This window comes from Nocardia sp. NPDC051321 (genome assembly GCF_044455225.1).
Taxonomy (GTDB): Bacteria; Actinomycetota; Actinomycetes; order Mycobacteriales; family Mycobacteriaceae; genus Nocardia.
Genome location: NZ_JBITEM010000001.1, coordinates 140,916 through 158,926 on the forward strand (window position 1 = coordinate 140,916; position 18,011 = coordinate 158,926).

The 18,011-nt window shown below is 67.5% G+C and carries 22 protein-coding genes; 8 read left to right on the forward strand and 14 right to left on the reverse strand.

Annotated elements, in window-relative coordinates; translation table 11 throughout:
* Positions 1–42 precede the first annotated feature (42 nt).
* Positions 43–618: a Uma2 family endonuclease gene (locus ACIA8C_RS00520; RefSeq protein ID WP_397130129.1), complete on the forward strand. Its 576-nt coding sequence runs from the start codon at positions 43–45 to the stop codon at positions 616–618.
* A gap of 39 nt (positions 619–657) precedes the next feature.
* On the opposite strand, the gene ACIA8C_RS00525 is transcribed toward ACIA8C_RS00520, so the two are convergent.
* Together ACIA8C_RS00525 and ACIA8C_RS00530 are read right to left on the reverse strand one after the other, a co-directional pair.
* On the reverse strand, positions 658–1,140 hold the full coding sequence (locus tag ACIA8C_RS00525) for an anthrone oxygenase family protein (protein WP_397130130.1): 483 nt from the start codon (positions 1,138–1,140) through the stop codon (positions 658–660).
* On the reverse strand, positions 1,137–1,694 hold the full coding sequence (locus tag ACIA8C_RS00530) for a peroxiredoxin-like family protein (RefSeq protein ID WP_397130131.1): 558 nt from the start codon (positions 1,692–1,694) through the stop codon (positions 1,137–1,139). The genes ACIA8C_RS00525 and ACIA8C_RS00530 overlap by 4 nt, the downstream gene beginning before the upstream one ends.
* 72 nt (positions 1,695–1,766) lie before the next feature.
* Here ACIA8C_RS00530 and ACIA8C_RS00535 point away from each other — a divergent pair, with 72 nt between their 5' ends.
* Positions 1,767–2,378: a TetR/AcrR family transcriptional regulator gene (locus ACIA8C_RS00535; protein WP_397130132.1), complete on the forward strand. Its 612-nt coding sequence runs from the start codon at positions 1,767–1,769 to the stop codon at positions 2,376–2,378.
* Positions 2,379–2,426: 48 nt separating this feature from the next.
* Here ACIA8C_RS00535 and ACIA8C_RS00540 read toward each other — a convergent pair whose 3' ends face one another.
* Together ACIA8C_RS00540 and ACIA8C_RS00545 are read right to left on the reverse strand one after the other, a co-directional pair.
* Positions 2,427–3,017 carry a GDSL-type esterase/lipase family protein gene (locus ACIA8C_RS00540; RefSeq protein ID WP_397130722.1) on the reverse strand — a complete coding sequence of 197 codons (591 nt, stop codon included), beginning with the start codon at positions 3,015–3,017 and terminating at the stop codon, positions 2,427–2,429.
* Positions 3,005–3,451 carry a TetR/AcrR family transcriptional regulator C-terminal domain-containing protein gene (locus ACIA8C_RS00545; protein WP_397130133.1) on the reverse strand — a complete coding sequence of 149 codons (447 nt, stop codon included), beginning with the start codon at positions 3,449–3,451 and terminating at the stop codon, positions 3,005–3,007. The genes ACIA8C_RS00540 and ACIA8C_RS00545 overlap by 13 nt, the downstream gene beginning before the upstream one ends.
* A 21-nt stretch (positions 3,452–3,472) precedes the next feature.
* Between ACIA8C_RS00545 and ACIA8C_RS00550 the strand changes: the two genes are divergently transcribed.
* Both ACIA8C_RS00550 and ACIA8C_RS00555 read left to right on the forward strand, forming a co-directional pair.
* On the forward strand, positions 3,473–4,489 hold the full coding sequence (locus ACIA8C_RS00550; protein WP_397130134.1) for an NAD(P)-dependent alcohol dehydrogenase: 1,017 nt from the start codon (positions 3,473–3,475) through the stop codon (positions 4,487–4,489).
* Positions 4,490–4,540: 51 nt separating this feature from the next.
* Entirely contained in the window at positions 4,541–4,945 is a 405-nt protein-coding gene (locus ACIA8C_RS00555; RefSeq protein ID WP_397130135.1) for a RidA family protein, read from the forward strand.
* Here ACIA8C_RS00555 and ACIA8C_RS00560 read toward each other — a convergent pair.
* Positions 4,942–5,892 carry a helix-turn-helix transcriptional regulator gene (locus ACIA8C_RS00560; protein WP_397130136.1) on the reverse strand — a complete coding sequence of 317 codons (951 nt, stop codon included), beginning with the start codon at positions 5,890–5,892 and terminating at the stop codon, positions 4,942–4,944. The genes ACIA8C_RS00555 and ACIA8C_RS00560 overlap by 4 nt on opposite strands.
* A 63-nt stretch (positions 5,893–5,955) precedes the next feature.
* Here ACIA8C_RS00560 and ACIA8C_RS00565 point away from each other — a divergent pair, with 63 nt between their 5' ends.
* The 3 genes from ACIA8C_RS00565 (at position 5,956) to ACIA8C_RS00575 (ending at position 7,632) form a co-directional block, all read left to right on the forward strand.
* Positions 5,956–7,110, forward strand: a complete 1,155-nt coding sequence (locus tag ACIA8C_RS00565; RefSeq protein WP_397130137.1) for an epoxide hydrolase family protein — start codon at positions 5,956–5,958, stop codon at positions 7,108–7,110.
* An 87-nt stretch (positions 7,111–7,197) separates the two neighbouring features.
* The gene (locus ACIA8C_RS00570) at positions 7,198–7,350 is read left to right on the forward strand and encodes a hypothetical protein (RefSeq protein ID WP_396997554.1); all 153 of its coding nucleotides are present in this window, start codon (positions 7,198–7,200) and stop codon (positions 7,348–7,350) included.
* Between the two features lie 57 nt (positions 7,351–7,407).
* Positions 7,408–7,632 carry a hypothetical protein gene (locus ACIA8C_RS00575; protein WP_397130138.1) on the forward strand — a complete coding sequence of 75 codons (225 nt, stop codon included), beginning with the start codon at positions 7,408–7,410 and terminating at the stop codon, positions 7,630–7,632.
* Positions 7,633–7,637: 5 nt separating this feature from the next.
* Here the strand turns inward: ACIA8C_RS00575 and ACIA8C_RS00580 are convergent, their stop codons facing one another.
* The 4 genes from ACIA8C_RS00580 to ACIA8C_RS00595 all read right to left on the reverse strand — a co-directional run bounded on the left by ACIA8C_RS00580 (position 7,638) and on the right by ACIA8C_RS00595 (position 12,768).
* Positions 7,638–9,842 (reverse strand): 5-oxoprolinase/urea amidolyase family protein, encoded by a 2,205-nt coding sequence (locus tag ACIA8C_RS00580; protein WP_397130139.1) that lies wholly within the window; start codon positions 9,840–9,842, stop codon positions 7,638–7,640.
* On the reverse strand, positions 9,794–10,399 hold the full coding sequence (locus ACIA8C_RS00585; protein WP_397130140.1) for an urea amidolyase associated protein UAAP2: 606 nt from the start codon (positions 10,397–10,399) through the stop codon (positions 9,794–9,796). The genes ACIA8C_RS00580 and ACIA8C_RS00585 overlap by 49 nt, the downstream gene beginning before the upstream one ends.
* Complete coding sequence (locus tag ACIA8C_RS00590) at positions 10,396–11,148, reverse strand: DUF1989 domain-containing protein (protein WP_397130141.1); 753 nt, start codon at positions 11,146–11,148, stop codon at positions 10,396–10,398. Before ACIA8C_RS00590 ends, ACIA8C_RS00585 begins: the two co-directional genes overlap by 4 nt.
* An 81-nt stretch (positions 11,149–11,229) precedes the next feature.
* The gene (locus ACIA8C_RS00595) at positions 11,230–12,768 is read right to left on the reverse strand and encodes an amino acid permease (RefSeq protein ID WP_397130142.1); all 1,539 of its coding nucleotides are present in this window, start codon (positions 12,766–12,768) and stop codon (positions 11,230–11,232) included.
* Between the two features lie 209 nt (positions 12,769–12,977).
* Here ACIA8C_RS00595 and ACIA8C_RS00600 point away from each other — a divergent pair, with 209 nt between their 5' ends.
* A complete protein-coding gene (locus ACIA8C_RS00600) occupies positions 12,978–13,646 on the forward strand; it encodes a TetR/AcrR family transcriptional regulator (RefSeq protein WP_397130143.1) in 669 nt (222 codons plus the stop codon).
* 3 nt (positions 13,647–13,649) lie between these two features.
* Here the strand turns inward: ACIA8C_RS00600 and ACIA8C_RS00605 are convergent, their stop codons facing one another.
* From ACIA8C_RS00605 to ACIA8C_RS00625, 5 genes are all read right to left on the reverse strand, one after another.
* Complete coding sequence (locus ACIA8C_RS00605) at positions 13,650–15,029, reverse strand: TerD family protein (RefSeq protein WP_397130723.1); 1,380 nt, start codon at positions 15,027–15,029, stop codon at positions 13,650–13,652.
* A 47-nt stretch (positions 15,030–15,076) separates the two neighbouring features.
* On the reverse strand, positions 15,077–15,607 hold the full coding sequence (locus tag ACIA8C_RS00610; RefSeq protein ID WP_397130144.1) for a hypothetical protein: 531 nt from the start codon (positions 15,605–15,607) through the stop codon (positions 15,077–15,079).
* Between the two features lie 116 nt (positions 15,608–15,723).
* The gene (locus tag ACIA8C_RS00615; protein ID WP_397130145.1) at positions 15,724–16,524 is read right to left on the reverse strand and encodes a family 1 encapsulin nanocompartment shell protein; all 801 of its coding nucleotides are present in this window, start codon (positions 16,522–16,524) and stop codon (positions 15,724–15,726) included.
* A complete protein-coding gene (locus tag ACIA8C_RS00620; protein ID WP_397130146.1) occupies positions 16,521–17,540 on the reverse strand; it encodes a Dyp-type peroxidase in 1,020 nt (339 codons plus the stop codon). Before ACIA8C_RS00620 ends, ACIA8C_RS00615 begins: the two co-directional genes overlap by 4 nt.
* A gap of 60 nt (positions 17,541–17,600) precedes the next feature.
* Complete coding sequence (locus ACIA8C_RS00625) at positions 17,601–17,927, reverse strand: cupin domain-containing protein (RefSeq protein WP_397130147.1); 327 nt, start codon at positions 17,925–17,927, stop codon at positions 17,601–17,603.
* Positions 17,928–18,011: the final 84 nt, after the last annotated feature.

Sequence of the window (18,011 nt, forward strand, 5' to 3'; positions counted from 1 at the left end):
CGGCGGACTCCGATTCGCCACCTTCGCGCTGGAGGTCGTCCCATGGTGCTGCCGGTTCCGCGCGGTGGCCGTTGGACAGCGACAGACCTCGACCAACTGCCTGAAAACGGATTGCGCTACGAAGTGGTGAATGGCCTGCTGGTCGTGACCGCAGCGCCGAACATTCGGCACCAGTTGCTGATCCAAGGCTTGGGACGTGCCCTCGACGACGCTGTGCCGCCATGGCTCGTCACACTTCCCGGCGTCGGCGTCCTGATCGGCGAGGACGAGCCGATCCCCGACCTAATTGCGGCCATCGGTCCGATCGAATGGGACGGCCGCGGGATTCCAGCCGGCCAGGTGAAACTAGTTGTCGAAGTGGTGTCCAAGTCGACAACCCTGCAAGACCGGATGGTCAAGCCCGTCGTCTACGCCGAGGCAGGCATCCCCCACTACTGGCGTCTCGAGATCAACTCATTCAAAGGCCAGTTGCCGGGCGAGTCCCTGCCGGTTCTGTTCGCTTACGAACTCGGCGGTGACCAGACTTACGAGCTGACCCACAGGGTGGCGGCCGGAGACGTCGTCACCCTGCGCAGTCCGTTCGAATTCACCTTCGATCCCGGAACGTTGCTGCCCTGATGGGCAACTGATCTCTGCGGATGAACAGTTCGACGGTCGTCATGGCGTCGCTCTTTTCGTGGGGGTGAGGGTGCGGGTGACGATCAGGAGGAAAGCCAGGAGGGCGCAGGCGGTGCGGGCGAAATGGAATGCCTCCCACCGGCTGAGGATCTCGGCGTAGTCGGGTGGCGGGGACGTCACCGCCCAGACCTTGATGTGCTGGTTGATCGGGACGTTGCCGAATCGGGTGATGAGGAACGAGGCGATGGCCAGTGCGGCCGCGGTTGCGGCGAACCAGCGGTCGCGGGCGGTTGTCCGGAACGCGAGCACCAGGCAGCTGAGGATGGTGAGGCCCATCAGCGACTGCATGACGGGACCGTTCACGGACATCAGCGCGGTGTGGAAGGTGAAGCGGACGTTCAGCGGGACTTCGCGGAACGCGTAGAGAACGTTGACGGCACCGTAGCCGAACGCGCCTGCTAGCAGGCCACCGAAGCACAGGGCGGATGCTCTTGCCACGGTGGGCTTTTCGAAGGTGGTCAACGTGGCTCCGAAACGGTGGCAAGGGACAGCAATTCGTCGACCGACCACTGGTCGTAGACGTGTGTACCGTGTTTGGACGCGAGTACGCGACCGTCGGTGGCGATGAGGAAGTCGGCGGGGAGGCCGAGGTTGCCGCCCTCGGGTTTTGTTGGGGGAGCGGGTTGTTGCTTGCGGAGGGCGGCGGTGGCCGCGTGTGTCACGGCGCGGAGGATGGCGGGCCAGCCGCGTGGGTTCAGTAGGGCTCGCGGTGACGATTCGACACCGAATTCGCGGTACAGCTCGCGGGTGGGATCGGCGATCAGGTCGAGCGGCATGTCCTCGGTGTAGGTGTGTAATTCCGCTGCGCTGGAATGGAATACGACTACCTCGCGAATGTTCGCGGCGGCGATTTCGGGATGGCGGGCGACTATCGAGCGCAGGTGCAGATTACAGACCGGGCAGCCGGCGAATCGGCGAAATTGCAGGTGGATCAGGCGGTTCGGATCGGGGATGGGCACGGCGGCACCGGCGATGGTGGTCAATACCCGATCGGAGACGGACGTCGGCAAAGGCATGAGCGGTTCCTTTCGTAGGCGTACCTTGTACACCTACGACCAGTATGCGCGTAGCTTGTACGCTGTCAACCCATGCCACGTCCTCGTTCGCTGACGAAACGCGATCTCGGCGTCGCCGCGCTGGCGGTGATCGACCGCGATGGGCTGGCCGCGCTCACCATGCGGGCGGTGGCGAAAGAACTGAACATGGCCACGATGGCGTTGTACCGCTACGTATCGGACCGGGAGGAGTTGGAGATCCTCGTCGTGGACGAGGTGCTGGCCGGGATCGACGTATCGACCCCGGCCGACGCGCACTGGCGAGACCGCCTGACCACCTTGCTCGGACGGATGCGGGCCGCCATCTCCGCCCACCCCCCGACGGTCCCGTTGGTCCCTCGGCACCGGAAGTCGTCGACCGGCACGCTGCGCTGGATGGAGGCCATGCTGTCGGTGCTCACCGACGGTGGCTTCGACGGTCCCGATCGAGTGATCGCCCAGCGCACCCTGGTCGCGTTCTTGCTCGGGTCGTTGGAGAACCAGCACTACGCATCGATCAACGCCCCCGCGACCACCGCCATCGCACAACTCTCCCCCGAGGAGTACCCGATGCTCACGCAAACCGCGGCGCAGGCCAGGAAGATGTCGGTCGACGAGGAGTTCCGCGGCGGCCTCGAGATCGTGTTGCGCGGGTTGGCGCCGTGATCGGTGCGAGCCGTTACGCGGTGTCGCGCAACGGCTCTCGGTAAGAGTTCAGCCGAACAGGGCGGTGATGTCGATCGTTTCGGCCATGACGCGATGGCCCGCGTCGTTGAGGTGCATGCCGTCGCCGCAGTCGTAGCGGGGGGCGATGAAGCCGGGGCGGTCGGGGTCTTCGACGGCGTTGGCCACGTCGAAGACCGAGTCGAAAACGTCGGTGGTGCGCAGCCATTCGTTCACTTCGCGGCGCGTCTGCTGGGTTTCCTCGAGCGGCATGCCGGGGTAGATGCAGCCTGCGTATGGGCCGATGGTGGCGGCGTGGATGGTCAGGCCCGCCTCGCGGGCGCGGCGGGCGATCTCGGTGAAGCCGGCGATCAGTTCGGCGGTGGTGGCGGGCGGTTCGCCGGACATGCCGCCGAGGATGAGGTCGTTGATGCCGAAATTGATCAAGACGGTGCTCGCGCCGGGGACGTTGCGGACGTCGCGGTCGAAGCGGTCCAGGCCGGGCACGCCGATCTCGTTGGTCAGCAGGCGATTTCCGCCGATGCCCTGGTTGACGACCCAGCCGTGGCCGAGTCGGTAGTTGAGGGCGGGCGACGGTGGGTATCGACCGATCGGCCAAGGTGTGAGACTCAGTCCGTGGATTCGCCGAGGAGTCGTTCGAGCCCGTCGAGAATCAGGTTCAAGCCGAAGCTGAAATCCGCTATACCCGTGTGCTTTCCGTCGATCACCAACCGCGACAACGCGTTCATGTACGGAAACCGATCCGCCGGGATGAGCGGCAGGAATTGCTGTGCGGCGGAGGCGTATTCGTCCGGCTGCAGCGGGAAGTTCACCTGCTGCAAGGTGAATCCGTAGATGTGGCTGTCCAGCGCGTTCCATGCCCGATCGGCCAGCGGGTAGGAGAAGCCCGCGGCCCGCAGGCAGCCGATGGTGGCGTCGACGTAGCGCAGCATGGCCGGGCCGACGTTGAGGCGGGTGCCGATCAGTCCGTTGGCCCACGGGTGCCGCAGCAGTACCTCGTGCGCGGCGATGGCCCGCGCGCGCATGGCCGCCTTCCAATTACGCTGTAAGTACATGTTTTCAGGCGAGGAAATCCCATGTCCGAGGCCAAGAGCCCGCAATCAACGGTCGATGTCAACACGATGACGGCGATAGGCGCGCCGCGGTACGGCGACGGTTCGGTGCTGCGGACCGAGGTGGTGGTCCGGCCCAATCCGCGCCCCGACGAGATTCTGGTGCGAGTGCGTGCCGCGTCGGTCTGCCAGGGCGACGCCCATCTGCTCACCGGCATGCCCTACCTGCTGCGGCTCGGTTTCGGCCTGCGGCGACCGAAAGATCCGATCATCGGGCACGACCTGGCGGGGGAAGTGGTGGCGGTCGGGTGCGAGGTGACCGGATTCCGGCCCGGTGACGCGGTTTTCGGCTCGGTGAATTCGGGAGCCTTCGCGGAGTACGCGTGTGTCTCGGCGCAGCGGCTTGCCATCGCGCCAACCGGACTACCCCTCGAAGAGGCTGCGGCCCTGCCGGATTCGGGGATGACGGCACTCCAGGGGCTGCGCGACGTCGGTCAGCTGACGGCCGGGCAGTCGGTACTCGTCAACGGAGCTTCGGGCGGGGTCGGTACCGCCGCGATCCAGCTCGCCAAGGCGCTCGGCGCCGAGGTCACCGCGGTGTGCAGCACTCGTCATATCGAGACGATGCGATCGCTCGGCGCGGACCACGTAATCGACTACACCACCGATGATTTCACCGCGAGCGACCGGCGCTACGACGTGCTGCTCGACCTGATCGGCAACCGGTCACTGCGGCACTGCCGACGAGTGCTCGCCCCGAAAGGCAGCTTCGTCTCCTCGGCCGGTGCACCCGGCGGAGACTGGGCGGGCCCGATCGTGTGGATGGGGAAGATTGTGCTGGCCAACCTGTTCGTCGGCCAGCAGATCGGCATCCTGCTCATGCGTCCGCGTCGCACCGATCTGGAGTTCCTCGCCGGGCTGACCGCGGCAGGCAAACTCCGGCCGCTGATCGAAAAGCGCTATCCGTTGGCCCAGGCGGGCGCCGCGGTGCAGCACGTCCTGGACGGGCACGCCCAAGGCAAGACACTGCTCGTCGTCTGAGCCGCGCCGCTTCCTGTCGAGGCATGGGCGAGCGGTGCCTACAGTACGAACATGACAATCGCGACATACCTCAATCCCGAAACGTTGCCGAGCAATTCGGCGTTCACCCAGGTGGTGCGGGTCGCCGCGGCGGCGGACACCGTCTACGTCGGCGGGCAGAACGGGGTGGACGGTTCCGGTCGCCTCGTTGGACCCGATGTCGCCGCACAGACACGGCAGGCGCTGGCCAACCTGCAGACCTGCCTCGCGGCGGCGGGTGCGTCGATCGAACACGTGGTGAAGTGGACGATCCTGATCGTGGACGGCCAATCGGTCCAGGAGGGCTTCGGCGCGTTCATGGCTGTGTGGGCGGGTCGACCGAATCCGCCGGCGATCACCGTCGCGCTGGTCGCCGGACTCGCGGTGCCCGGCGCGGTGGTGGAGGTCGAGGCGGTTGCCGCCGTGCCAGTTGCCTAATCGACCGATCGGGCGAGCCTGGCGGTCAGCTCGCGGATATGGGTGATCAGTTCCGGCGGCTCGTGCACGCGGAACGGGAAGCCGAAAGTGGCGAGATAGACGGCCAATTCGTCGAGTGAGTCCGAACCTATTCGCAGCGCGCAGGTTTCGGCGTCCACAGCCTCGACGGCGCCGATGGTGGGCGCGATGCGATCGGTGGCGATCTCGGCAGGCACGCCCAGGGTGACGCGAGCGGCATAGCGATACGGCGAACTCGTCACTCCCCGGGAGAGATAGCCGGACAGGTCCACGTCGGGTGCCTCGCGCGGGGTGAAGCGGGGGCCGGTCGGGATGCGCGGGTGCAGGCGGTCGCATCGGTAGGTGCGCCAGTCGGCGCGGTCGACGTCCCAGCCGATGAGGTACCAGCGACGCCCGGTGTGCGCCAGGCGGTGGGGCTCGGCGGTGCGCAAAGATGTTGTGCCGTCGTGGCTTCGGTAGTCGAAGCGGAGGCGGTGACTGTCGCGGATGGCGCCGGCGATCGCGGTGAGCGTGTCCGGGTCGACGGTCGCTCCGCCGGCCCGCACCGTGACGGTGATCGACTGAAGCAGGCCGACGCGGTGGCGCAGCCTGGACGGCAGCACCTGTTCGAGTTTGGTGAGCGCGCGCAGCGAGCTGTCCTCGATCCCGGTGATAGTGCCACCCGCCGCGGTGCGCAGACCGATCGCGACCGCCACCGCCTCGTCGTCGTCCAGCAGCAACGGCGGCAGCTTCGCACCCGCGCCGAGCCGATAACCCGCGACGCCCGGCGTGGCATCCACTGGGTAACCGAGGTTGCGCAGCTTGTCGATGTCCCGGCGGACCGTGCGCACGTCCACCTCGAGACGTTCGGCCAGGTCGGTGCCGGTCCAGTCGCGGGGAGTCTGCAAGAGCGAGAGCAGTCGCAGTAGTCGCGCGGAGGTTTCCAACATGGGTTTCAGTCTGCCGGAAACCTAGGGCGATAGGTGTCCTAGGCGGGTCATATCGTTCAATTCATGACCAACGAGATCAACGAATTCCGCATCGACATCCCGCAGCGGCAGCTCGATGACCTGCGTACTCGGCTCGATGGCGCGCGCTGGCCCGCGCCGCTGCCCGGCGACGGCTGGGACACCGGCGTGCCGACCACTTGGCTGCGTGAGCTGGTCGACTACTGGCGGACCGAGTACGACTGGCGTGCGGCGGAGGCGGAGCTCAATGCCTACCCGCAGTACACGACCGAGATCGACGGACAGAACATCCACTTCCTGCACATCCGTTCGCCGCACTCGGCGGCGCTGCCGCTGCTGCTGACGCATGGGTGGCCCGGCTCGGTGGTCGAATTCCTCGACGTGATCGGGCCACTGACCGATCCCACCGCCCATGGCGGCGATCCGAAAGACGCTTTCCACCTGGTGATCCCGTCGCTGCCAGGCTTCGGTTTCGCCGGCCCGGTCGCCGAGGCGGGCTGGCGGATCGAGCGAACCGCGCAGGCCTGGGTCGAACTCATGCGCAGGCTCGGGTACGAGCGCTACGGCGTGCAGGGCGGTGACATCGGCGCCGGAGTGAGCCCGGAGACCGCCCGGATCGCGCCGGAAAGTGTGGTGGGCGTGCACGTCAACGGCGGGCCAGGCCCCATGCCGCGGCTGCCACTGTCCGAGGCGGAGCTGGCGAGCCTGAACGAGGTCGAGCGCGATCGGGTGCGCCGGATCGAGGCGTTCATGCAGGAAGAGTTCGGCTACATCGCGATTCAGTCCACCCGTCCGCAGACGCTGGCCTACGGGCTGGTGGATTCCCCGGTGGGACAGCTCGCCTGGATTATGGACAAGTTCCGCGAGTGGACGTATCCGCGAAACGTAGACCCGGACAAGATCATTCACCGGGATCGGCTGCTGACCAACGTAATGCTGTACTGGCTCACCGGAACCGCCGGTTCGGCGGCGTATGTCGGCTACGCGCATTCCGATGCGTGGGGTGCGCCGAAGGCGAACTCCGGAGTGCCCACCGCGGCATTGATTCTCGCTCACGACGTCGGCATCCGGCGCTACTCGGAACCTGAGAACACCATCACCCGGTGGACCGAGGCCGACCACGGCGGTCACTTCGCCGCGCTGGAAGCGCCGGTGCTGCTGACCGCCGATGTCCGCGAGTTCTTCCGCGATCTGCGCTGAAAATTGAAGTCTGTGGGCCTGTTCCGGCATGTCGCCGCCGGAGCAGGCCCACAATCGGGGGAGCGGACCGTCGGCGAGGTGCAGCCCATGGATAAACCCAGACCATTCACTCAGGAACACCGGGAAGAGTTCTGGCGCCGCTGCGGGTGGTCGCCCGAACTTCCGGAGGCCGAGCGCGCGGCGATCGAACGCGCGTGGGACGACGATTCGATCGATCTGGCGGAACTTTTCGGCTGGTGAATTCGGGGCTTGCCGTTGCCCGGCCGGAGGCGCACCATCAGGTCGGGAGGAACGAGCATGACCACACCGGGGTTACCGAGTCACCGGGATCGCACGATGGTTTCATCGCGGGTGGATCCGGTCCTGAACTATTTCGGCAAGTGTCCGCTGTGCGGGTATCCCGCGCACGCGTCGACGATCACCGCGCACTTCGATGACGACGACGTCGAGCAACTGGTGGTCGCCACCTGTGGATTGCCGTGCGGCTGGAGCGGACCCGTCGTACCGACGACGATGACCTGACGGCGTCAACCCGCCGCGAGTTCACCGGCGAGCTGCCATGAGTTGCGTTCGGCGGCAAAGGCTGCCGCCTGCACGGCGCGGAACTCGGTAATGGACGCGTTGTTGGCGGTGAGGAACTTGCGATAGTCGGCGAGCCGGAATTCGCCGTCCTCGGCCCGCACCTGGACATTACCCGCGGCGAAATCGGCGCGTAGCTCGAGCAATTCGTCCGCGCCGACGGGATACCAGCGAATGCGATCGAAATAGCGCAGCAGCCAGGGGGTTTCCGCACCGCAGGGATGGCGGTCCGCACCGGGCCGACCGGCGAGCGGACCTGCGCGGTGGTCCCACACCTGGGTGGTGCGGCCGACGAATTGATAACCACCGGGGCCTTCCATGCCGTAGACGCACAGATAGGCACCGCCGATGCCGACCGCGTTCTGCGGAGTCCAGGTGCGGGCTGGGTTGTACTTGGTGGTGACCAGGCGGTGGCGCGGGTCGGTCGGGGTGGCGACGGGGGCGCCGAGATACACATCGCCCAAGCCGAGAACGAGGTATTCGGCACTGAAGACGGTGTCGTAAACGTCTGCTACCGAGGCTAATCCGTTCATGCGGCGGATGAATTCGATGTTCCAAGGGCACCACGGGGCGTCGGCGCGGACGCCATGCATGTAGCGGGTGATGGCCTCGCGGGTTGCCGGGTCGTCCCAGGACAAAGGGAGGTGCACCGTGCGGCTTGGGACGACGAGCTGGTCGGCGGCGGGCAGATGCTGTTCGGCTTCGGCCAGTAAATCGAGCAGGGCCGACACGGAAAGGACGTGCGGGTCGACTCGGATCTGCAGCGAACGGATGCCCGGGGTCAGCTCGGTCACACCGCGCGCACCCGCGGCGAGCAGGTGCTGATGTAGCGCGTGCACCCGGGCGCGCAGCGCGAGATCCAGTGTCATGGTGCCGTATTCGACGAGCACCGCGTCGTCACCCGCGCGGCGATAGGTCACCCCGGTCTCGTCGTCGACCTCGGTGCGTCGCAGGACGCCGTCATCTGCATCGCCGCCGGACGACAGCACGGTCGGCCAGGACGCCCTTCGCCCGGCGCCGAGTTCTCGAATCGAGGCGGCGCGTTCGCTGCGGATCGGCACGAAACGCACCGCGTCGCCGGGTGTCAACTGCCCGAGCTTCCAGCGGTCGGCGGCGACCACGGTGATCGGGCAGACGAAGCCGCCGAGGCTCGGTCCGTCGGGGCCGAGCAGGATCGGGGTATCGCCGGTGAAGTCCAGCGCGCCAACCGAATACGGGGTGTCGTGGATGTTGGACGGGTGCAGGCCCGCCGCGCCGCCGTCGGTGCGGGCCCAGTCGGGTTTCGGTCCGATCAGCCGGACGCCGGTGCGGTCGGAGTTGAAGTGCACCTCGTAGTCGGTGCCGATGATGGTGTCGAAGTCGGCGCGGGTGAAGAATTCCGGTGCGCCGTGCGGGCCTTCGGTCACCGCCAGTTCCCAGCGCTTGGTCAGCACCGGCTGGTCGTCCATCGGGACCCCGGTCGCGATAGGGCCGTGCTGTGGTCCGAGCGACAAGGTCTCCCCAACCCGCAGTGCGTTGCCGTTGCTGCCGCCGAATCGGCCGAGGGTGAATGTCGCTGTGCTGCCCAGGTATTCGGGCAGTTGGATGCCCCCGGCGAACAGCAGGTAGCAGCGCATGCCCGGCCCGCGAACGGCGCCGATATCGAGGACGCCGCCTGCCGGGATCTGTACGGTCCGCCACTGCGCTACTCGAACGGCGTTCACCGTGACGTCGGTCGGCGCACCCGTGACACACACCCAGGTGGCTGCCGAAAACCTCAGTGCGGGACCACCGAGGGTGCACTCCAGCCCGGCCGCGCCTTCAGGATTACCGAGCACTCGGTTGCCGAGCCGGAACGACAGATCGTCCATCGGCCCCGACGGCGGCACCCCGACATGCCAGTATCCGGTTCGCCCGGGCCAATCCTGCACTGTGGTCAGCATTCCGGACCGGATAACTTCGACGGACGTGAACGAAGAGACGGAGCCCGGCGATTCGCGTCCGGCTCGCGCCGAGTTCGTGATGCCCGTCGGAGCTACGCTGGAGCCGGCCACAGCGCCCATTCCGGGTGTCTTAGAGCGGGCTTCGGCGTTCAAGGCCGTTTCGCCGGATAGCTCGGTGCTGGTCATTTCGTCACCACCATGCGCACCGGCGTCGGATCGAAACCATTGCATGGGTTGTTGATCTGGGGGCAGTTGGAGACCAGGACGAGGGTGTCGATCTCGGCGCGGAGGGTGACTTTCTTTCCGGGAGCGGATAATCCGTCGACGATCCCGAGCGTGCCGTCGGCCTCCACCGGAACGTTCATGAACCAGTTGATGTTCGACACCAGATCCCGTTTCCCCAGACCCCAGCGCAGCGCCACGGTGAGGAAGTTCTCCACGCAGGCGTGCTGATGCCGGGTGTGCTGGCCGTAGCGGAGCGTGTTCGACTCCTGGGAACAGGCGCCCGCGATGGTGTCGTGATTGCCGACCTCGTCGGCGAGGACGGTCATCAGAGCGGTTCCCGCGTCCGTCAGCAGCACGCTGCCGGTGGTCAGGAAGATATTGCGCTGCGCGGCGATGGTGGCCTGCGCGCTGTAGCGGTCGGTGTGGTCCGCCGCCGAATACAGCAGGCAGTCCACCGCCTGGTTGCCGTGCAGATCGACGATCTCCAGTTGCTCGCCCGCCTTGACCACCGCGGACCAGGGGGCGCGGGCGGGGACGGTTTCGTCGAGAACGACGGTGCTCATGGCCTTGCCTCCAGCGTCAGTGCGGCCGTCCAGGCGCGTTCGGTGTTGTTTACGGCCCGTTGGTATTCCGGGTCGCTGCTGTGGGTGCGGCCGAGATCCTCCGGTGCGGCCCAGGCGACGATGTCGAGATCCGTTGTGGCGCGGTCGTCGAGCGGGTGCGCGGCATTGGCGACGAGCAGGATCACCGGGAGGTGCACCAGCAGGTCGACCGAGGATCCGGGTGCGGCGCTGCCGGTGGCGGTCAGTGCACCATCGGATGCCACCCGCACCCCACGGAAGAACGACACCGTCGGGCCGATGTCGCGGGGCTCGAGGCCGTGTTTGGCGCCGGCGAGGCGCAGCAGCTGCCGTGCCTCGGCGGCCGGTCCACACAGGGTGTCGTGGCTACCCGAGGTGTCGGCGAGCACGGTGGCCAGAATGCGGCCCTGGTCGGACAGCAGTGGATGCCCGTCGCCCAGATAGGCCTGCCACGGAACCTTGACGGTGTCGGCGACATTCAGCCGTTCCCAGGGCGCGTCGGGGCGTACCAGCAGCAGATGCGCGCAGGCGGCACCCGCCGGATCGGAAAGCCGGATCCGAGTGCCCCGCCCGAGCACGACGTTCGCGTAGCCATCTCGCGGAATACGCTGGGCGAAGGTAATTCTCGCCGTTTCGATGTCCGCGGGCAGTGCGGGTCCCTCGACGGCCGCAGTGGCAGCCTGCGATCGCGCGTGCGCGCGTGCGCCCTCGGTGGATGCGGTGCTGGTCATTATGTGCCCCCTTCGGTGGGAACGGCCGGTCGGATAGGAACGAGGGCGCGGTGGTGGCCGGCGCCACCACCGCGCCACCGGTCAGGCGGATTTCGTTGCGGGCACCGGGCTTTCGGTGGTGCCCGGCGTGCGGGCGACGAACCAATGCACGACAACGCCGGTGGCGATCACCAGCGCCACGAACAGCGGTGCGGCCCAGAGCATCCACCAGCCGCCGCCGTTCGGGGTGTAGACCGCGGCGCGCGGCCAGGCCAGGTTCACCGCCATGGCGACACCCCAGAGCACGGCGAGCACGTTCACCGGAATCGCCAAGCGGCCCAAGCTGAACAGGCCTGCTTCGCTCGATTCGTCCGCGGGCATTCCCTTGCTCCGCCGCACCAGCAGCGGCACGGTAACCAGCAGATACGCCAGGTACAGCGTCACGATGCAGACACTGGCCAGGGTCGCGAAGATCGCGGCGTTGCCGAGATTCAGCAGCAGCAGGCCGATGCCGAGCGCGCCGATGATGACCGAGGGCAGCACCGGGGTGCCGAAGCGCGGGTGCACCGCGGCGAGCCTGCGCGCGAACGGCAACCGCCCGTCCCTGGCCATCGAGAACATCAGCCGCGCGCCCGCCGTCTGAATCGCCAACGTGCACACCGTGATCGCCACCGCGACGCAGCAGAGCAGCACCGTGCCCGCCGGGCTGTCCAGCTTCGCGGTGAGCACGTAGGCCAGGCCGCCGGTGCCGAGCGAGCCATCCGACAGGCTCGGCGCGGCCATCAGCGCGCCGAGGAGCAACAGCCCGCCGCCGAGCGCGGACACCGCGAGCGCGGTCAGGATGGTGCGCGGCGCCACCCGGCGCGGATTCTTCGTTTCCTCGGAAAGCTCACCGGCGGAATCGAACCCGACCATCACGTAGGCGGCCATCAGTCCGGATGCCAGGAAGGCGGCCCAATACGAGCCGGGCACAGCCTGATCGGTGTCCAGCACCACGCCGGGCCCGCGCTCGGTGTGCGTGAAGAACAGCGCGATGATCGCCAGCACGCCGACGATCTCGACGGTGACGCCGATCGAGTTGATCCGCGACATCAGGTCGATGCCGAGCACATTGATGATCGTGGTGACCGCCAGCAGGATGCTGCCGAGCAGCACCGCATTGGTCGCACCGGCGGACGAGGTGAGCGCGGTGTCGTCGCCGACGAGCTGGAAGCCGCTCCAGATCGACGGCAGCACCACCTGCAGCGCGATGGCCGCGGCGGCGGCGGTGACGATCTGCGCGATGACCATCATCCAGCCCGCGAACCAGCCGACGAGCTCGCCGCCGAGACGACGCGACCACTGGTAGATACAGCCCGAAATCGGATAGCGCGCAGCCAGTTCGGCGAAGTTCAGCGCGACGAGGAACTGCCCGGCGAACACGATCGGCCAGGTCCAGAAGAAGGCGGCACCGCCGAACGAATAGCCGAAGCCGAAGAACTGGAAGATCGTGGTGAGGATGGAGACGAACGAGAAGCCCGCCGCGAACGAGGCGTAGCGGCCGAGCTTTCGACGTAGCACGGGCTCATAGCCGAATCGGGCCAGATCGGCGCCGTCGCGGCTGGTGTCGGGCGGAGGGGCGGGGGCGAACATCGTGGCCATGAGGGTCCTTCGGCGAGTGGCCAATACCTATCAGGTGACAGTTTTGCGATGGCGATCGCGCTTTCGGTGACCCGCGTGTATCGCTTGCGGTAACCCTGGTTAATTCTGCGTTGCCGAAGTTTCTATCGAATGACAGAAATCTCTCCACCGGTCACCGGAGGACCGGCCGATGCGGATCGGTCCGGCGCGGACCTGCCAGAATGGGCCCTGTGGCAAACCTCGGCCCCGGCCGTCCTCGTGTGGAGCAGCGACGCCGTCGCGGCCAGACGCCGCGCGCCGAGATACTGGATGCCGCCGGGGAGCTGTTCACCACCAATGGCTATGCGAACACCTCCACCCGTGTGGTCGCCGACGCGGTCGGCATCCGTCAGGCATCGCTGTATCACCACTTCGCCGCCAAGGATGACATCCTCGATGCGCTGCTTGCCGAAACCATAGCCGCCCCACTGGAACTCGCCGAGCGACTGGGGAATGTGTCGCAGCCCGCGCCAATACGGCTTTACGCGCTGGCCCACTTCGACGTTCGGCAACTGTGCGCCGCGCGCTGGAATCTCGGTGCGCTGTACCTGCTTCCGGAGCTGCGCACCGAACGGTTCGCGACGTTCCGGCTGCGGCGCGACGAACTACGCGGGCACTACGAGACATTGGCGGCCACGGTGTTGGCCGAGGCGGGTGGCGCGGGCATCGTCGGGGCGGCGGCGCTGCCGTTCCGGCTGGTCGAGATGGTGATCAGCATGCGCTCGGACGAGGGCAACGCCCCCGAGGACGCGGAGCGGACGATCCCGGAGGCGGCGCTGCGCGTGCTCGGCTGGCCCGGCGATCTGAACGCACTGCGCGACCAGGCGCAACGGCTGCTCGATCAGCTCGACACCGCCTGAGACCTACTTGCCTGCGCTACGTCCCCACTCGAGGCCCCAGCCGTAGGCCTGGTCGACTTCCTTCTTGCCCCACAGCGGGCGACCGGCGGGCGGCCGAATGAAGACACCCTGGCGGTGCACCACGAACTCGCCGTTGATGTTCTCGATCAACGCGAGCACCATCTCCCGCGAATTGTCGGCGCAGCCACCGACCAGCATCTCGATCGGCGGCGAGCCGACCGGGTACAGCGTGGCCGTGGCGTGCACGCCACGGAAGTCGTCCGCGCCGGCGTACAGCGAGGCGAACACCAGGATCCTGCGGAACTTCGCGGTGTGGTCCAGGTTGATGTCGAGGTTCTCGCCGGTGGCGACGGCGCCGGTCCGATCGTCCTGATCGAGCTGGATGAAGGGCGCCTTGCGCAGCGAACCGAAGCTGTCGAGCGGGCTGATCGCGCCCTTCGTTCCGTCGGTCATCTCCCAGAGGCAACACAGGTCAAGGTCGAGGCCCGCGCTCTTGCGCTTGCCGAACCTGCGCGGCGCGGGAGCCGCGGCTCCGGTCCAGTTCAAGTTGATCCGCATGACGCCGCCGGTCGCGCCCTGCTTGGTCAGTGAGATCGAGGGCGACTCTTTGGTCAGCGAGATCTTGCCGAGATTGACGGGAGCGCCGGACTGCGGCGGAAACTGTTGTGGCGGAGCCATGTTCGGCGGCGGCGAGCCGTAGGTGCCGGGCGGCGGCGGATATCCGGGCGGCGGCGGTGGGAACTGCGGCTGAGGCGGGGCGTACTGCGGGGCGGGCGGCGCCGGGGGCGGCGGCGCGGTGAACTGATGCGGTGGGACGGCGGGCGGTGGTGGCGGGGTGAACTGATGCGGCGGCGCGGCGGGTGCCGCGGCGTCGTCCACCGAGATGCCGTAATCGGTGGCCAGACCGGCCAATCCGGCGGCGTACCCCTGCCCGACCGCGCGGAACTTCCACGCGCCCTGGCGTCGATAGAGCTCGCCGAGCACGAACGCGGTCTCGGTGGTCGCGCCGACGCTGTCGAACCGCGCCACCTCGGCGCCGCTGCCCGGATCGACCAGACGCACATGGAGGCCACGGAATTGGCCGAAGGTGCCGCCGTCCGCGGAGGCCGCGATCACGATCGTGTCGATCTGCGCCTCGACCTGCGCGAGATTCGCCGACAGCACGTCGAGCACGATCGGTCCCTGCCGCTTACCCTCGTGCCGGACCGCACCGGACGGGTGCACGGGCTGGTTGTAGAAGACGAAGTCGTTGTCGCCGCGCACCTTCCCGGACACCAGCAGCAGCGCCGAGGCGTCGGCGTCGGGCACGCCGGGGCCGCTCTGCCAGCCCAGTTCGATCCGGACGGCGGATACCGGCACCGCAACGTTGGCGCCCTTCGACATCGACACACTTGCCAACGTATCGCCAAACGCCCCGAATGGGTACCTGATCAGCGCGTCGGCGGCGCGATCTCCCAGTGCTGCTGCAGCGCGCCCGCGATTTCGGGGAGCACGGTGACCGGAATCCGTTTGCGCCGCAACAACGCCCGGATCTCGTTCACCTGCTCGCGTTTGCGCAGATCGTAGGCGCCGGAGACGGGGCGCAGCACCGGCGGAATGGACAGCAGCACCAATTCGCCGTGCTGTTCGTCCCCGCCGGACAGGTCGAGCGCCAAGGACCAGCGGGATCGTTCGTCGAGGGTGAAGCGTCCGGCGACCACCCGGTCCCAGTCGATGCTCGATTCGGTCCACGGGGTGCGCCGGAAGATCGCCCGTTCGGTGAGCACCACGGCATCCCTGGTGAACAGCGCCGCCACGACGGCGATGCCCGCGACGGCACCGGCCAGCAAGCCGGTGAACACCCGGTTCACCCCGAACAGGCCGACTACCACCGCGCACACTCCGACGGTCGCCAGGATGCCGAGGGAGCTGTACAGCGCCGCGCGCCGCGTCGGCACCACACCCGCCCGCACCATTGCCATCTCACCTACCTACATCCGGCGTGCTGCGGCACACGCTACCGCTCGCCGCAGCGCCGCACATCTCCTGATCTCCCGCAACGATCGGTGTGCGGGAGATCAGAAGGTGCGCGGCTTGATCAAGCTTCCAGCGCGACCGCTGCCTCGGCGGTGTACACCAGGAATGTCAGGCTCTGCTGGAAGTACAGCTGCACCGACTCCGCATCGTGCGACAGGTACCCGATCGACAGGTCCTGGCCGATCCGCAGGTCGTAGTCGCCGCCGCGGCAGGTGAGCACGAACGCGCCGTCGATGGCGGGCGCCCAGATGATCTCGCCGTCCGGGATGAGCCGCTCGATGTGGGTGCGGATCGGGTGCCCGTGATCGGAGGTCTCGCTGACCGCCGTGAACAGCTCCGCGCTGAGCAGCACCGAGTACGGCCCGTCGACACCCGCCAGCCGCAGCGCGGTGAGCGCCTGGGTGACCGACTCCGGCACCAGCCGGGGATCGCTGGGCAGCGCGATCGCCTGATTGGTCGAACTCGCCCGGATACCGGTGATATTCGCGGCCGGATAGCCCTCGAAGATGGCCCGGTCCTCGGCGAACGCGATCTTCTTCGCGGCGTCCTTCACCGCGTCCAGATCGGGGTCCAGCGCGCCGCGTTCGACGTTGTCGAGTTCCTCGCGGGACAGCCGGAACGGCACCCGCAGCTCGACTAGCGGCGCGACCACCCGCTGCCTGGCCTGCACGCCCTCGTCGGGTGCGGCGATCGGGGTGGTGTGCCCGGTGCCGACCGCGGAGTAGTCGAGTCCGTGCGGACCGGACAGGTCGACGACGCGGCGCCCGGCGATGTGCCGCTTGAAGGTGCGCGTCGCCTCTTCTTCGATCGCCGACCATGCCTCGGCGGTGATCGGCGCGAGTTCGCGATAGAGGTTGTTCATCTTTGCGTGCTCCTTTTCAACGTGCCGATACCGAGTGAGCCCGAGCCGATGGCGGCAGGCCGCACGTCTTGCGCCGCGCGGGCTTCGTCGGGTGGTGGGGGAAGTTCATCGAAGAAATCGAGGGCGGGCGCGAAGAACGACGTGCCGGTGACCGCGATGGAGAAGTCGAGGATGCGGTCGTAGGCCGCCTCCTCGGTGCCGACGAACATGCGCGTGAGCATCAACTCGGGGACGCTCGGTGTTGCCGCGTAAGCGACGTAGTACGTGCCGAATTCGCCGTCTTTGACGCTACCGAACGGCATGTTGGCGCGCAGGATCTCGCGCTCGGTGCCGTCGGCGTCGACGATGGTGTTCACCGCGACGTGTGAGTCGGCGGGCTTGTCGGCGTCGGACAGCTCGAAATCGTCGAGCTTGGTGCGCCCGATCACCTTCTCCTGCTCCTCGACCGACAGTGCCCGCCAGTCCGCCAGCGGATGCAGGTATTTCTGCACGACGACGTAGCTGCCGCCGCGGAAGTCGGGATCCTCGTCGCCGACCAGCGCGGCCGCGAACGCGCCCTGGCCCTCCGGGTTCTCGGTGCCGTCCACGAAGCCGAGCAGGTCGCGCTGCTCGAAGTAGCGGAACCCGACGGTCTCGTCGACGATCGTGGCCGCGCCGGCCAGCCGGTCGCCGATGGTCATGGCCAGCTCGAAGCAGGCGTCCTGATTTTCGGCCCTGATGTGGAACAGCAGGTCGCCCGGCGTCGCGGGTGCGGTGTGGTGCTTGCCGACGAAGCCGGGGAAGTCGTGCAGTTCGGCGGGCCGTGGTCCGGTGAAGAGCCGGTCCCAGGCCGCGGAGCCGATCGAGGTGACGCAGTTGAGGCCCGCACCAGGAAGGCGGAAGCCGACCGAGCGGCGCAGACCTTGGATATCGGCGAGGGTATCCCGGACAACCGCCTCGCCGCCCTCGTCGATGGTGGCGACGAGGAATATCGCGGCCGGGGTGAGCGGGTCGAGGATCGGCTGCGGCTCACTCATGATCTTCAGCCTAATGCCCGGCGCGCAAGGACAGACCAGGTGGCACGGGCACCGTGGCTACTACTTGGCCACCGTCATGAGGAAGGCCACGTCGTCGACGGCCATCACGCTGTGCCGTTCCTTGGGCACCACGAGCAGGTCTCCCGCCGAGCCTTTCCATTCCTTGGTCCCGGTGATCAGCGTCAGCGTGCCACTGAGCACGAGCAGGGTGGCCTCGCCGGCGTTGTCGTGCTCGGCCAGGCTCTGGCCCGCGCTGAGGCCGACCACGGTCTGGCGCAGTGAATTCGCGTGACCACCGTAGATCGTTTGAGAACTACGCCCGCTGGTGGCGGTGCTCGCAATCTTGAGCTGTTGTCGAGCAACCGCAGTCAGCGATTTCTTGTCCATGGACCACCTTTCGCAAATGACAACAGCCGGTGCGGGGGCTGGTCGCACCGGCTCGGGGGTCCGGACGGACGAAGGGCCGACCCC